Annotated in this window: 11 protein-coding genes; 3 read left to right on the plus strand and 8 right to left on the minus strand. The window is 71.0% G+C overall.

The window, feature by feature from the left end:
* Window positions 1–36 precede the first annotated feature (36 nt).
* From Q4C85_RS02460 to Q4C85_RS02495, 8 genes are all read right to left on the minus strand, one after another.
* On the minus strand, window positions 37–2,991 hold the full coding sequence (locus Q4C85_RS02460; protein ID WP_303139362.1) for a leucine--tRNA ligase: 2,955 nt from the start codon (window positions 2,989–2,991) through the stop codon (window positions 37–39).
* A gap of 250 nt (window positions 2,992–3,241) precedes the next feature.
* Complete coding sequence (locus tag Q4C85_RS02465; RefSeq protein WP_303139194.1) at window positions 3,242–3,682, minus strand: HIT family protein; 441 nt, start codon at window positions 3,680–3,682, stop codon at window positions 3,242–3,244.
* 34 nt (window positions 3,683–3,716) lie between these two features.
* Entirely contained in the window at window positions 3,717–4,397 is a 681-nt protein-coding gene (locus Q4C85_RS02470) for a metal-dependent transcriptional regulator (RefSeq protein WP_303139196.1), read from the minus strand.
* Window positions 4,394–5,125, minus strand: coding sequence for a vitamin K epoxide reductase family protein (locus Q4C85_RS02475; RefSeq protein WP_303139198.1), 732 nt, complete (start codon window positions 5,123–5,125; stop codon window positions 4,394–4,396). The genes Q4C85_RS02470 and Q4C85_RS02475 overlap by 4 nt, the downstream gene beginning before the upstream one ends.
* A 94-nt stretch (window positions 5,126–5,219) precedes the next feature.
* Complete coding sequence (locus Q4C85_RS02480) at window positions 5,220–7,157, minus strand: serine/threonine protein phosphatase (RefSeq protein WP_303139200.1); 1,938 nt, start codon at window positions 7,155–7,157, stop codon at window positions 5,220–5,222.
* Window positions 7,154–7,975, minus strand: coding sequence for an HAD hydrolase family protein (locus tag Q4C85_RS02485; RefSeq protein WP_303139202.1), 822 nt, complete (start codon window positions 7,973–7,975; stop codon window positions 7,154–7,156). Before Q4C85_RS02485 ends, Q4C85_RS02480 begins: the two co-directional genes overlap by 4 nt.
* Before the next feature lie 70 nt (window positions 7,976–8,045).
* Complete coding sequence (locus Q4C85_RS02490; RefSeq protein ID WP_303139203.1) at window positions 8,046–8,219, minus strand: methionine/alanine import family NSS transporter small subunit; 174 nt, start codon at window positions 8,217–8,219, stop codon at window positions 8,046–8,048.
* Between the two features lie 6 nt (window positions 8,220–8,225).
* On the minus strand, window positions 8,226–9,797 hold the full coding sequence (locus Q4C85_RS02495) for a sodium-dependent transporter (protein WP_303139205.1): 1,572 nt from the start codon (window positions 9,795–9,797) through the stop codon (window positions 8,226–8,228).
* A 199-nt stretch (window positions 9,798–9,996) separates the two neighbouring features.
* Here Q4C85_RS02495 and deoD point away from each other — a divergent pair, with 199 nt between their 5' ends.
* The 3 genes from deoD (at window position 9,997) to Q4C85_RS02510 (ending at window position 14,299) form a co-directional block, all read left to right on the plus strand.
* The gene (gene deoD / locus Q4C85_RS02500) at window positions 9,997–10,719 is read left to right on the plus strand and encodes a purine-nucleoside phosphorylase (RefSeq protein ID WP_303139207.1); all 723 of its coding nucleotides are present in this window, start codon (window positions 9,997–9,999) and stop codon (window positions 10,717–10,719) included.
* Between the two features lie 189 nt (window positions 10,720–10,908).
* Complete coding sequence (locus Q4C85_RS02505) at window positions 10,909–12,765, plus strand: beta-glucoside-specific PTS transporter subunit IIABC (protein WP_303139208.1); 1,857 nt, start codon at window positions 10,909–10,911, stop codon at window positions 12,763–12,765.
* A gap of 91 nt (window positions 12,766–12,856) precedes the next feature.
* The gene (locus Q4C85_RS02510; protein ID WP_303139210.1) at window positions 12,857–14,299 is read left to right on the plus strand and encodes a glycoside hydrolase family 1 protein; all 1,443 of its coding nucleotides are present in this window, start codon (window positions 12,857–12,859) and stop codon (window positions 14,297–14,299) included.
* Window positions 14,300–14,404 lie beyond the last annotated feature (105 nt).

Consider the following 14,404-nt stretch of genomic DNA (forward strand, 5'->3'; position numbering starts at 1 on the left):
AGGGCGCCTCGAGATCACCCGGCGCCGCCACCGGCCTCACTCCGGGACGACGCTGACGAGCTTGGGCGCACGCACGATCACCTTGCGCACGCCCCGGCCGTCCAGGGTGCGCACAACGCCCGGCGCCGCCAGGGCCAGCCGCTCGAGCTCGGCGTCGTCGATGTCCGGGGAGACCTCGAGGCGGTCGCGGACCTTGCCCTGGACCTGAACGACGCAGGTGACCGTCTCGGCGGCCAGGAGCGAGGCGTCCTCCACCTGCGGGAAGGGCTCACGGGCCAGTGAGGCCTCGTGTCCCAGCAACCGCCAGATCTCCTCGCAGATGTGCGGGGCCACCGGCGAGGCCATGAGGATGAGCGTCTCGACGGCCTCCCGCGGGACCGCCGACAGCCCCGTCAGGTGGTTGTTGAGCACGATGAGCTTGGCGATCGCCGTGTTGAGGCGCATGCCCTCGTAGTCGGCGCGCACACCCACGATCGTGCGCGCCACAAGGCGGCGGGTGGCCTCGTCGGCGGGCTCATCGACCACCGTGACCTCGCCGGTGGTCTCATCGACGACGTTGCGCCACAGCCGCTGGAGGAAGCGCTGGGCACCGGCCACCGCGCGCGTGTCCCAGGGACGGTCCTGGTCGAGGGGCCCCATCGACATCTCGTAGACCCGGAAGGTGTCCGCCCCGTAGGCGGCGTACATGTCGTCGGGCGTGACGATGTTCTTGAGCGACTTGCCCATCTTGCCGTACTCGCGCGTGACCGCCTCCCCCCGCCAGGTGAAGACGGCCGAGCCGTCGGGGCCCTCGGACTCCTCGACCTCGTCGGCCGGCACGTACTGGCCGCGGGCGTCGGTGTAGGCGTAGGCCTGGACATAACCCTGGTTGAACAGCCGGTGGTACGGCTCGGAGGAGGACACGACTCCGAGGTCGAAAAGCACCTTGTGCCAGAACCGCGAGTACAGCAGGTGGAGAACCGCGTGCTCGACCCCGCCGACGTACAGGTCGGTGCCTCCGGAGGTGTTGCCGGACTGGGGGCGCGGCCCCATCCAGTAGGCCTCGTTGACCGGGTCGATGAGCTGGGCGTCGTCGGTGGGGTCGACGTAACGCATCTCGTACCAGCACGACCCGGCCCACTGGGGCATCGTGTTGGTCTCACGGCGGTAGCTCCGCGGGCCCTCGCCCAGGTCGAGCTCGACCTCCACCCAGTCCTCGGCCTTGCCCAGCGGCGGCTCGGGCTCGGAGGCGGCGTCGTCGGGGTCGTAGGTCCGCGGGGAGTAGTCGGTGACCTCGGGCAGCTCGACGGGCAGCATCGACTCCGGCAGGGCGTGGGGGCGCCCCTCCTCGTCCCACACGACCGGGAAGGGCTCCCCCCAGTAGCGCTGGCGGGAGAACAGCCAGTCGCGCAGGCGGTAGGTGACGGCCCCGCGGCCGGAGCCGCGGGCCTCCAGCCAGGCGGTCATGGCCGCCTTGGCCTCGTCCTTGCCCATGCCGTTGAGGTCGAGCTCGCCGTTGGAGGAGTTGATGACGACGCCGTCGCCGGTCCACGCCGCCTCCTCCAGGGAGAAGCCCTCCGGGGGTTGGACAGTGGCGACGACGTCGAGGTCGTAGGCCCGGGCGAAGTCCCAGTCCCGCTGGTCCCCCGACGGAACAGCCATGATGGCCCCGGTGCCGTAGCCCATGAGGACGTAGTCGGCCACGAAGATCGGGGTCGGCTCGCCGTTGACGGGGTTGACACCGAACATCCCGGTGAACACGCCCGTCTTCGTGCGCCCCTCATCCGTCCGCTCGGCCTCGGTGGCCGCCGCGGCTGCAGCGCGGTAGGCGGCCACGGCCCGGGCGGGCGTGGCGTGCCCGCCGGTCCACGCCTCGCGGGTGCCCTCGGGCCAGGCTGCGGGCAGATCCAGTGCCGCGGCGTCGGCCTCGGGACCGGCACCGAGCCGTCCCCCGAGCACCGGGTGCTCGGGGGCCACCACCATGAAGGTGGCGCCGAACAGGGTGTCGGGGCGCGTGGTGTACACGCGCAGCTGGGCGCCCTCGCCCCGCGCGGCCGCAGGCACCTCGAAGGTCACCTCGGCCCCCTCGGAACGCCCGATCCAGTTGCGCTGCATCAGCTTGACCTTCCCGGGCCAGTCCACGGTGTCGAGGTCCTCGGCCAGACGGTCGCCGTAGGCGGTGATGCGCATCATCCACTGGCGCAGGTTGCGCTTGAACACCGGGTAGTTGCCGCGCTCGGACCGGCCCTCGGCCGTGACCTCCTCATTGGCCAGGACCGTGCCCAGGCCGGGGCACCAGTTGACCGGGGCCGAGGAGACATAGGCCAGGCGGTGGGCGTCGACGACGTCGGCCTGCTCCCCCGCGCTCAGCTCGTCCCATGCCCGGCCGTCGGGGGTGGGGACCTCGCCGGAGACGAGCTTGGCGATCAGCTCGGTCACCGGGCGCGCGGCGCCCGTGCCCCGGCCGTCACGGCGGGGAGCCTCGGGGTCGAACCACGAGTTGAACACCTGGAGGAAGATCCACTGGGTCCAGCGCACGTAGTCGACATCGATCGTGGCCAGGGACCGGCGGGGGTCGTGGGACAGGCCCAGACGGCGCAGCTGCCGGCGCATGTTGGCGATGTTGGCCTCGGTGGACACGCGCGGATGCTGGCCGGTCTGGACCGCGTACTGCTCGGCGGGCAGGCCGAAGGCGTCGTAGCCCATCGTGTACAGGACGTTCTTGCCGGTCATGCGGGTGAAGCGCGCGACGACGTCGGTGGCGATGTACCCGAGCGGGTGACCCACGTGCAGGCCCTTGCCCGAGGGGTAGGGGAACATGTCGAGCAGGAAGAATTTCTCCTTGGCCGCCTCGGGGCCGGCCAGCGCGCCGACGGGGTTGTCGGAGTAGAAGGTGCCCTCGGCCTCCCACCGGTCCTGCCAGGCGGTCTCGATGCGATCGGCCAGTGCGGCGGTGTAGCGGTAGGGCGTGTCGTCCTGGTCGCCCCGGGTCGGCGCGCTGTTGTCGGTCATCGCGGCGGTGCTCTCTTCCGTACTCATCCGTGCTCATCCGTGCTCATTGGGCCTCGTGGCGAGGAGGGGACGTCCTGCGCCTCCTCGTCGTCGAGCAGTCCCCGTGCAGGGGCTCAGCCTATCCCCCGTCCACCGGCCCTCCCGCGGCAAGGGGCCCCGAGGCAACGCGAGGCACGTCACGTCGGCCCCCCTGCCGCGGTGCCGGCCGGGGACCCGGCTGGTCGCCGTGTCATATGTACCGATCTCGGCGTCAGGGGGCGGCGATGGAGCGGGGGACGAAGGCGCTCCAGCCGTCCTCGCGCAGGCCGGCGCGCAGAGTCTCCATGGCCGAGTCGATGAGCTCGGGGGGCAGGTCGCGGCGAGCCGAGGAGAAGGACAGGTCCTCCTCGTTACGGATGGGCAGGACGTGGACGTGGAGGTGGTTGACACCGTAGCCCGCGACGACGATGCCGGCGCGCGGGGCGTCGAAGACGCGCGTCTGGACTGCGCCGATGCGCCTGGCCACGATCGCCAGGTGGGCGACGAGCTCGTCGGGGGCGTCGACGTAGGAGTCGATCTCCTGACGCGGCACGACCATGACGTGGCCGTCGGTGTGCGGCTCGATGGTGGCGAAGGCGACGCAGGTCTCGTCGGCCCACACGAAACGGCCGGGGATCTCCCCGTTGATGATCTTGGTGAACAGCGTGCTCATGGCTCCATCCTCCCACCAGGGCCGCGCCGCCGGGTCAGCGGCGCAGCCACACCGCTCCGTCGGGGACGACCGCCTCCGCGCCGGTGGCCCCGCGCACACGCACAACCGTGGCTCCCCGGGGGGCGCCGGCCTCGGGCAGGGTCGTGCGGCCGGTGACGGTCAGCGCGGTGTCGAGACCGATCCCCGCGCGCCCCAGCGACCTGAGGGTCTCACCGTCGTCGCGGATGCGCCCCACCACTCCCCCGCCCCCGACCCGGCAGCTCTCGAGGCGGTCGAGGCCGGGGTCGGGCAGACGCCCGTCCGCCGAGGGGATCGGGTCCCCGTGGGGGTCGCGCTCGGGGTGGCCCAGGGCGGCGTCGAGGCGGTCCAGGAGCCGGTCGGACACGGCGTGCTCAAGGACCTCCGCCTCGGCATGGACCTCGTCCCAGGCGAAGCCGAGGACCTGGACGAGGTAGGTCTCGAGCAGCCGGTGCCGCCTGACCATGGCCATGGCACGCCTCCGGCCCTCCGCGGACAGGGTGACCGGGCGGTACGGGTCGTGCTCGAGCAGGCCCGCCTCGACCAGGCGTGCGACGTGCTCCGAGGCGGTCGAGGGCGCGACGCCCATGCGGCGGGCGAGCCCGGTCACCGAGGCACCGGCACCACCCATCTCGACGGCGACCCACACGGCCTTGAGGTAGTCCTGGGTGACGGCGGAGTCCTCGGCCGGGCTCACAGGATCACCGTCCAGGCGTCCCAGAAGCCGACGATGACGAGTACGACGACGGACAGGTACATCGCGCCGGCCAGCCACCAGCGGGCCGCGAACAGGCGCCGCGCCGCGGCGGGGGGCAGGCCCAGGTGCCCGCCGGCGGCGGCCTGCCCCCACGTGGTGGCGGCCACGGGGATGGTGACCGCCCAGATGACCATGCAGAAGGGGCACAGCTTGTCGAACACGAGCAGCGACTGCCCCAGGAACCAGGCGACGAAGACCACGCCCCCCAGGCACCCCGCCGACAGGCCCCACCACATCCAGCGGGGCAGCGACCACCCCGAGGCCAGGAGCAGGCCGACGGCCAGGAGCACCGCGAAGGCCATGGCGCCGACGAAGGAGTTGGGCACGCCCAGCAGGTTGCCCTGCCAGACGTTGAGGGAGTCCCCGCAGGACACGAGAGGGTTGACGTCACAGGTCAGCTCGGCCAGGGGCTCGCGCAGGAGGGTGATCTGGGCGCGGATGAGCTCCCAGCTGGCACCGATGCCCAGCAGCGAGCAGACCACGAGGAGCCAGGCGTAAGACCTCGGGACCCCACCGGGCCGCAGCCATGCGTGGGCGTCGGAGTCCCGGTCCTGCGACGGGCCGCCCAGCCCGGGCTGGAGGCGCTCGGGGTCGGCTCCGTCCAGGTAGGCCTCGAGCTCCTCATCGCTCATCGCGTCGATCTCGGCCTCGGTGGGCACGTGGGCCATCAGCATCTCCTCGGTGGGCTCGCCCCGCCCGGACGGTCCGGTGCACTGGGCAACGGCGCCATTGTGCCCTACACCCGACCCGGCCCCCGGTGACCTATCCCGTGGGCCGGGTCCCGCCGGTGGGCTCCACGACGGCGGGCAGGGGCTGCCAGGCCCCCACGGTCACCGAGGCGTCCGGGTGGAGCACAATGGCGCGCCAGGCGACCACCCGGCCCTCGGCGTCGAAGGACAGCACGTGCAGGTAGGCGTCCTGGCTGACCGGCCCCAGCGAGGTGCCGCCCTGTCCCGCGCCGGACACCAGCTGGGCGACCTGCCCGTTGGAGCCGGCCGACACGCTGACCCCGCGCTCCTCGTGGACGTGGCCCGCCACCAGCAGCGGGGCGCAGCCCTGCTCGACCAGCGGACCGAAGGTGTAGGGCTGGTGGATGAGGACGACGTCGACGGCCTCGCCCGCCCGCGCCGCGCGGCAGGTGGTGTCGGCCAGGTTCTGGCCGAGCTGGGTGGCGTTGACCGCCCCCCGCTGGAAGGTGCCGCCGGCGGGGCTGCGGTCCGGGTCGACATCACCGAGCACCGTCAGGTCCCCGACCCGCTGGACGCTGCCGTCCGTGACCGTCCAGCCCTGAGCCCGCAGGCGGGCGGCGGTCGATGCCGAGTCGTGGTTGCCGATGGTGGCCACCCGCTCGACGCCGGCGGGCACCGCCTGGGTCAGGGCGTCGACGCAGACCTGCTCGGGCTCGGATCCCGTCATCGTCAGGTCGCCGTCGTCCATGTGGATGTCGGCCCCGGCCAGCTCGTCGAGGGCTCCGGCCAGGGTGATCATCTCGAGGTTGCAGTGCAGGTCCGTGGTCAGCACGACGGTGGTCCTGCCCCGCTCCCGCACCGCCCACGGCCCCGTGGCCCCCGGGTCGGCGATCTGCTCGGGCCCCGGGGTCGGGGATGAGGACGGAGTTGGGGTGGAGGACGCCGTGGGGGTCGACGACGTGGTGGTCGGGGACGGGGCAGTCGCCGGGGCGGCGGAGCCAGTCGCCGGGCCGGCGGGGCCGGTCGCCGGAGCGCCCAGCTGGCGGCTCGCCGCCGCTGCGGCCGCGGCGGCAACACCCTGGGGGTCGGTGACCCGGCCGTTGGCCGCCGTGACGTCGGCGGCGCCGTCGACCGCCTGCGAGGCCGCCCAGGCGACCTCCAGGTTGGAGCGCGCCGTGCTGTAGAAGGCGTCGTTGTCGTCGAGAAACTCGGTGACCCGTGGACCGTAGGCCTGCGCGACGTCGGCGATCCTGCCCGACAGGCGGACGTCCTGCCAGGGGGTGCCCGCCAGCGCGGGGATCCGCGACCCGTGCGCGGTGTCGGAGCGCAGCGCGGGCACGACGAGGGCCACGGCCGTCGCGGCCGCGGTGACGGCCAGCAGGGTCGAGGCGGTGTCGCGGGAGAAGGCGGCGCGCAGGGCGTCGCGCAGGCGCCCTCCGGCCGCCAGGCGCGCGGCGGCGACGAGACACAGGATGACCGACTCGATGAGCCCGGCCCGCCGCAGGCCGTCATCGACCAGGGCCCGCACCCCACTGCTGATGGTCAGCTCGGGGTGGGAGGCCAGCGAGACGTAGGAGGCGCCGTCGGCCGACAGGGCCTCACCCAGCGCCCGGGCGGACACCGGCGCCGTGCCCTGACCGGACTGGGCCTCGGCCGGGATCTCGCCGAGGACCACATCGACGCCGAGGATCCCGGCCGGGGAGTCCACGCTCGCCTCGCCCAGGGGCCCCAGGTCGAGCCTGGCCGTGGAGTCCAGGGTCACCGACCATGTCGCCATATGGGGCCCGACCGGGGAGGTGGCCGTCGCGGTGGACAGGCCCAGGGCCAGGGAGAAGGCGCCCGTGACGACGAGCAGGCCCAGGGTCCGCACGGCCGTGCGGAAGGTCTCGGTGGGCGCGTACCACCACCGGCGCACGGCCCGCAGGCCCCTGCGGGCCGCGCGGCGCAGGAGCCGCGCGGCGCGTCGCGCGGCGGGACCGATGCTCCCGGCCCCGGGCCAGGCCCTGTTCACCGCCCCGCGCCGCCCCCTGCGGCGATCCGGGCGGCCAGCTCGGAGACAAAGGCGGCGGTGTCCTGCCAGCCCTCGACGGCGTGGCAGCGCAGCCCCAGGGCCTTGACCGGGTAGTCGTTGCCCGCGGGATCGAGTCGGTCGCCGACGAAGAGCATGTCGTCGAGGCCGATGCCGGTGACCTCGGCGAGCCTGCGCATGCCATAGGCCTTGTCGACTCCCTTGAGGGTGATGTCGATGCTCGTCGAGCCCCCGGAGCGGACCTCGAGCTCGGGCAGGAGCGGGGCGACGGCGTCACGCAGCCGGGACTTCTTGCTCCCGCTGGGGTCCCAGGCCTTCTTGGCCTCCAAGGGGGCCTCCTGGCCCAGGGCCGAGAAGGTGATCTGGCTGCCCCGGTCCTCCAGGATCGGGCCCCAGGTCCGCTCCTCCCACAGGCCGAGGTCGCGTGCCCGGGCCTCGACGACGGCGAAACACTCCTGAACCTGCTCGGGCGACAGGTCGTTGGCGTAGACGAGGTCCCACCCGGGGACCTCGTCGCTTCCTCGTCCCGCTCCGGCGTGCACGTAGTAGCGGGTCCCACAGGTGGGCATGAGGTGCAGGCGGGACAGCTCCTCGTCGGAGGCGCCCAGGTGGGCGAGCACCTGGTCGCGGAACTGGAGGATCTGTCCGCCCGAGATGATGCACACGGGCACGACGTCGAGCAGCGCGCGCAGCGCCCGGGCCATCGGCTCGGGGATCCGGGACTTCGACGGCGCGAGGGTGTCGTCCAGGTCGAAGGCGACAAGGGCGGGCAGCGGGCTCTCGGGGCTCGTGTCACTCATGGTCGCATTGTGCCTGTTCGCAGCCCGCTCCTGACACACCACCGGCGCGGGCGGTCACGCCCCGGCCGACTCAGCCCTGGGCCGAGGGGTCGGCCAGGTGCTGGTGGGCCAGGGCGCTCGCCTCGGCGCGGGCCTGGGCCTGCTCGCGCCTGCCACGCAGGTACAGCGCGGTGGCCGACACGGCCAGGCCGCCCCAGATGACGACGATGGCCGCCAGCAGCAGGAGGATCGCGGGACCGGTCATCTCAACTCACCCCCTCTCCCTGCGGCTGTCGACGCCGTCGAGATCGACGGGTTGGAAATCATCCACCCTGCTGGACCACGGGACCACCGCCATGACGACGGCGAAAACCGCCCCGAGGAACAGCATTCCCCAGCCGAAGACGGCCTCGAAGCTCTTGGCGTAGCCATATCCGTCCGTGGCGTAGGACCAGGCGGTCTGGACGAACATGTAGCCCAGGACCACGGGGACGACAACCGCCACGAGGAATCGCCACCAGCCACCCACGACCCGGGTCTCGGAAACGGCGTTGAGGTGGCGGGCGAGCAGGCCGGTGGCGCGCAGGACGTAGGCCACCCCCACACACATGACGATGGCCGAGCCGACCACGCCAATGTTGTTGATGTAGGCGTCGACCGCGTCGAGCCGGTAGAGGCCCGAGGAGGTCCCGAACAGCAGCAGGGAGAGCGCGGCGGCCGGCACGCTAGTGACCAGGACCGCCTTGACCGTCGAGATGTTGAGCTTCTCGGAGATCCCGGCCGCCACAACCTGCATGATCGAGATGAAGGAGGTCAGTCCCGCCATCGAGAAAGAGGCGAAGAACAGCACGCCGAACAGCGCGCCTCCGGGCATCTGGGAGATGACGGTCGGGAAGGTCATGAAGGACAGACCAACCCCGGTGATGCCCTCGACCTCGGAGACCGCCACCGACTGGTTGTGGGCCATGAAGCCCAGGGTGGCGAAGACGCCGATGCCCGCGAGGATCTCGAAGGAGGAGTTGGCGAAGGCCGCGACGAATCCCGTCCCCACGAGGTTGGAGCGCCGCTTGAGGTACGAGGCGTAGGTGAGCATGATGCCGAAGCCCACCGACAGGGAGAAGAAGATCTGCCCGAAGGCCGCCATCCACACCTTGTAGTCGCTCAGGGCCGACCACTGCGGCGTGAACAGCGCGTTGAGGCCCTCGACGGCGCCGGGCAGCATGAGCGCCCGCACCACCAGGGCCATGAACATGAGGACAAGCAGCGGCAGGAAGACCTTGTTGGCCTTCTCCACGCCCTTCGACACTCCCAGGCCGATCGTGACGATGCCCCAGGCCCACACGAGGAGCAGCGGGATGATGACCCCGGCCACGGGGGTGAAGGACTCCACCGGCACGCCTGCGTCCGAGATCTCGCCGAGCCCGATGTAGTTGTTGAAGAAGCCCGTGGCGTCATCACCCCAGGCGGTGTTGACCGAGAAGATCGTGTACCGCACGGCCCAGGCCACGACGACGGCGTAGTAGCTCATGATGATGAAGCAGATGAAGACCTGCCACCAGCCCAGGGCCTCGAAGGGCCGCGACAGCCGGCGGAAGGCCGCGGGGGCCGAGCCCCGGTAGCGGTGGCCGATCGCGTAGTCGAGGAACAGCACCGGTATTCCGGCGCACAACAACGCGATGACGTAGGGAACGATGAAGGCGCCGCCGCCGTTGGTGTAGGCGACACCGGGGAACCGCCAGATGTTCCCCAGGCCGATCGCGGAGCCGATGGCCGCGACGAGGAAACCGATCTGGCTGCTCCACTGCTCGCGCTCAGGCGCAGGAGGGGCTTGTGTTGCGGACATGGTCTGGCCTCGGTGCTGGTCGACAGATGGACACGGGCACCGACGACATGGCCGGGGCCCGGCGCCGTGCAGGGACGGCGGCTGGCAGGACGGTATCCCCCCGTAGCGAACAACCAGGTTACATCCCGCCATCCGGGACCCTCGCACTGTGCAAGACTGGTGGTCGCCCATCCTTCCCACACTCACGACAAGGACCGTCATGGCCACGGCGCATATCGCAGCTCAGCCGGGGGACTTCGCCCCCGCCGTCCTCATGCCCGGCGACCCCCGCCGCGCCCAGCGCATCGCCGAGGCGATCCTCGAGGACCCCCGGCTCGTCACGGACGTGCGCGGCATGCTCGGCTTCACCGGAACCATCGACGGCCGGCCGCTCAGCGTCATGGGCTCGGGCATGGGACAGCCCTCATGCACGATCTACGCCAGCGAGCTGTTCGGCCAGTTCGGCGTCGAACGGATCATCCGGGTCGGTACCGCCGGGGGCATCGCCGAGCAGGTCGCGGTCGGTGACGTCGTCATCGCCACCGGGGCGCACACGGACTCCTCGATGAACCAGCTGCGCATCCCCGGGGTCAACTTCTCGGCGGTGGCCGACTTCCACCTGGCCGACGCCGCCTGGCGTGCGGCTCAGGACCCCGCCTCGGGCATCCGGGGACGGGTGCACGCCGGCCCGATCATCTCGCGCGACCACTTCTACCTCACCCCCGAGGGCCAGACGGACGGGCTGGCACGATACGGCACGCTGTGCGTGGAGATGGAGGCGGCGGCCCTTTACGGGGTGGCCGCGGAGTTCGGCGCACAGGCCCTGGCGGTCCTGACTGTCTCCGACCACCTGCTCGACCACTCCCAGGACATGACCTCCCAGGAGCGCGAGACCCGCTTCCAGGACTCCCTCACGCTGGCGGTCGCGGCGGCCCTCAGCTGAGGCCTCCGGCCCTCCGGGGAGTATGTCGCGGATCACTTGTGTCCAGGCGCGCCCCGTGCCTATGCTCGCCATAGCCGCAAGGCACAGGGTTGTTACTCACCCGATGAGGCAAGACCTGAGACGCACGGATCGTCGTGCGCCTCGGGTCTTTTTTGCGTCTCACACACGATTCGAGGAGGAACCGTTCTCATGGCGAAAACCGATTACGCGGCGCTGGCGCCGCAGCTGCTCGACAAGGTCGGGGGTGAGGCCAACATCCGTTCGATGAGCCACTGCGCCACCCGGCTGCGCCTCGTCCTGGCCGATGAGTCCAAGGCGGCCACCGAGCAGATCAAGGCTCTGCCCGGCGTCGTCACCGTCGTCCAGGCAGGTGGCCAGTACCAGGTGGTCATCGGCAACGACGTGCCGATCGTCTTCGAGGAGCTAAACCGGATCACCTCGGTCGACTCCGCCGAGCAGTCCTCCGGCGAGGAGGGCAGCCTGTTCGACCGCGCCATCAAGCTCATCAGCGCGCTCATCAACCCGATCATCTGGCCGCTGGCCGGAGCCGGCCTCATCAAGGCCGCGCTGGCCCTGGCCCTCACCCTGGGGTGGTCCGACACATCGACCACCTACACCATCCTCTACGCCGCCTCGGACTCGGTCTTCTACTTCCTGCCCATCGTCCTGGCGATCACCGCGGCCCGCCGCTTCAAGACCAGCGAGATCACCGCCGTCGCCCTGGCAGGCGCCCTGGTCTACCCCGATATCGTCGCCCTCAGCGAGGCCGGCACCTCGGTGACCTTCTTCGGCATCCCCGTGGTCATGGCCAACTACACCTCCTCCCTCCTGCCGATCATCGTGGCCGTGTGGATCCAGGGATACCTGGAGCGGGCACTCAAGAAGGCCCTGCCCAGCACGATCCGCAACTTCACCGTGCCCATGATCGTACTGGCCGTCATGGTGCCCCTGACCCTCATAACGATCGGCCCGGCGATGACACTGGTCTCCAACGGGCTGTCCTCGGGCATCGTGGCGCTGTTCAACACGGCGCCTTGGCTGGCCGGTGCCATCATGGGCGCCTTCTGGCAGGTCTTCGTCATGTTCGGCGTCCACTGGGGCTTCATTCCGCTCATCATGACCGAGCTCAACGACACCGGGTACTCGGTCATCACCGGTCCGCTGTTCGCCGCTGTGCTCGCCCAGGCCGCCGCCGTGCTCGGCGTCCTCATCCGCAGCCGCAACGCCAAGCTGCGCCAGATCGCCGGCCCGGCCGCCCTGTCCGGTCTCCTGGCCGGAATCACCGAGCCCGGCATCTACGGCGTCAACCTGCCGCTCAAGCGGCCCTTCATCTACGGATGCATCGGTGGCGCAGTCGGCGGCGTCATCTGCGCACTGGGGGGCGCGGCCACCGACTCCTTCGTCTTCCCCTCCCTCATCGGCATTCCCGCGCTGCTCACCTACAGCAACATTGCTCTGACCTTCCTGGGCATAGCAGTGGCCATGGTGATCTCCTTGACACTGACCCTCGTGCTCGGCTTCAAGGACCCGGTCGAGGACGAGCCGGCCGCAGCCGACCCGGCCCCCGGTGAGCCGGCCGAGCCAACCACCTCCCTGGGAGCCCCCCTGGCGGGCCGCGCCGTTCCGCTCGAGCGGGTCGCCGACCACGTCTTCTCCTCCGGTGCGCTGGGCAACGGGGTGGGCATCACGCCTGAGGGCGAGGCGGCGCTGCATGTCGTGGCCCCCGCCGCGGGCACCCTGGTCACCTGCATGGACTCGGGGCACGCCTACGGGATCAAGACCGACGACGGCGTCGAGCTGCTCATCCACATCGGCCTGGACACTGTCGAGCTGGGGGGCCGGGGCTTCACTCCGGCGGTCACGGCCGGCCAGCGGGTGACGCGCGGAGACCTGCTCACCGAGGTCGACCTGGCGGTCCTACGCGCCGAGGACAAGGACCCCACGACGATCCTCGTGGTCACCAACAGCGCCTCCCTGGCCGGGGTCGTCCCGGTCATCTCCGGACCGGTCCAGCCCGGGGAGGTCGTGGTCGAGATCGACCACTGATCCCGGCGACCGGGCAGTACTGCACAGAACAACCGCACGACCACCGCATGACCACCGCACGACACGACCACGACAGCAAGGAGACCCACCCATGACCACCGCACCGAGCCCGACGCCGGCCTTCCCCGATGGCTTCCTGTGGGGCGGCGCCGTCGCCGCCAACCAGGTGGAGGGCGCCTACGACGAGGGGGGCAAGGGCCTGTCCATCCAGGACGTCATGCCCCGGGGGATCACGGCCCCGCGCACCGCCGCGCCGACCCCGGACAACCTCAAGCTCGAGGCCATCGACTTCTACCACCGCTACGCCGAGGACATCGCCCTGCTGGCCGAGATGGGCTTCAAGGTCTTCCGCTTCTCCATCGCCTGGAGCCGCATCTTCCCCCTGGGAGACGAGACCGAGCCCAACGAGGAGGGGCTGGCCTTCTATGACCGGGTCATCGACGAGTGCGAGAGGCACGGCATCGAGCCCCTGATCACGATCAGCCACTACGAGACCCCGCTGCACCTGGCCGAGACCTACGACGGCTGGACCGACCGGCGCCTCATCGGCTTCTACGAGCGCTACGCCCGCACGCTGTTCGAGCGCTACGGCAAGCGCGTCACGTACTGGCTGACCTTCAACGAGATCAACTCGGTGCTCCACGCCCCCCTGCTGTCGGGCGGGATCAACACCCCCAAGGAGGAGCTGAGCCGCAAGGACCTGTACACGGCCATCCACCACGAGCTGGTGGCCTCCGCCTCAGCCACCCGGATCGCCCGCGAGGTCGCCCCCGAGGCGCGGATCGGCTGCATGGTCATCGCCATGCCGGTCTACCCGCTGACCCCCGACCCCGGGGACATCCTCGCGGCCATGAGCGTCGACCACTCCAACCTGGCCTTCTCCGACGTCCACGTCCGCGGCGTCTACCCGGGCTACTTCCTGCGCACCCTGCGCGAGGAGGGGCTGGAGCTGGCCGACCTCGGGGCCAGTGAGGAGGACCTGGCCCTGCTGCGGGAGCACACGGTCGACTTCGTGTCCTTCAGCTACTACATGTCGGTCTGCGAGTCCGGTACCCAGGACGTCGAGGCAGGCGAGGGCAACATCATGGGCGGGGTCCCCAACCCGACGCTGCCGGCCTCGCAGTGGGGCTGGCAGATCGACCCGGTCGGCCTGCGGATCGTGCTCAACCAGTTCTGGGACCGCTGGAACAAGCCGCTGTTCATCGTCGAGAACGGCCTGGGTGCGCGGGACGAACTCGTCACCGGAGCCGATGGACGGCCCACCGTTATCGACGACTACCGCATCGAGTACCTCAACGACCACCTCGTCCAGGTGGCGGAGGCGATCGCCGACGGCGTCGAGGTGCTGGGGTACACGACCTGGGGCTGCATCGACTGCGTGTCGGCCTCGACCGCCCAGATGTCGAAGCGCTACGGGTTCATCTACGTCGACCGTCACGACGACGGCACCGGCACCCTGGAGCGCCACCGCAAGAAGTCCTTCGACTGGTACAAGGAGGTCATCGCCTCCAACGGGGCCTCCCTGACCGTCTGATCAAGGGCTGACCATGTGACGGTGGGGTGGGGGGGGGGGGGGGGGGCGGGGCCCCGCCCCCCCCCCCCCCCCACGGGGGGGGGGGGGGGGCGGGCGGCGGGGAGG

This window comes from Actinomyces sp. (assembly GCF_030524025.1).
Classification (GTDB): domain Bacteria; phylum Actinomycetota; class Actinomycetes; order Actinomycetales; family Actinomycetaceae; genus Actinomyces.

Excerpts from the sequence above, each read along its gene's own strand:
- Q4C85_RS02460 (WP_303139362.1), bottom strand. The coding sequence starts at position 2,991 with ATGACCGACAACAGCGCGCCGACCCGGGGCGACCAGGACGACACGCCC.
- Q4C85_RS02495 (WP_303139205.1), bottom strand. The coding sequence starts at position 9,797 with ATGTCCGCAACACAAGCCCCTCCTGCGCCTGAGCGCGAGCAGTGGAGC.
- Q4C85_RS02465 (WP_303139194.1), bottom strand. The coding sequence starts at position 3,682 with ATGAGCACGCTGTTCACCAAGATCATCAACGGGGAGATCCCCGGCCGT.
- Q4C85_RS02490 (WP_303139203.1), bottom strand. The coding sequence starts at position 8,219 with ATGACCGGTCCCGCGATCCTCCTGCTGCTGGCGGCCATCGTCGTCATC.
- Q4C85_RS02505 (WP_303139208.1), top strand. The coding sequence starts at position 10,909 with ATGGCGAAAACCGATTACGCGGCGCTGGCGCCGCAGCTGCTCGACAAG.
- Q4C85_RS02485 (WP_303139202.1), bottom strand. The coding sequence starts at position 7,975 with ATGAGTGACACGAGCCCCGAGAGCCCGCTGCCCGCCCTTGTCGCCTTC.
- Q4C85_RS02475 (WP_303139198.1), bottom strand. The coding sequence starts at position 5,125 with ATGGCCCACGTGCCCACCGAGGCCGAGATCGACGCGATGAGCGATGAG.
- deoD (WP_303139207.1), top strand. The coding sequence starts at position 9,997 with ATGGCCACGGCGCATATCGCAGCTCAGCCGGGGGACTTCGCCCCCGCC.
- Q4C85_RS02510 (WP_303139210.1), top strand. The coding sequence starts at position 12,857 with ATGACCACCGCACCGAGCCCGACGCCGGCCTTCCCCGATGGCTTCCTG.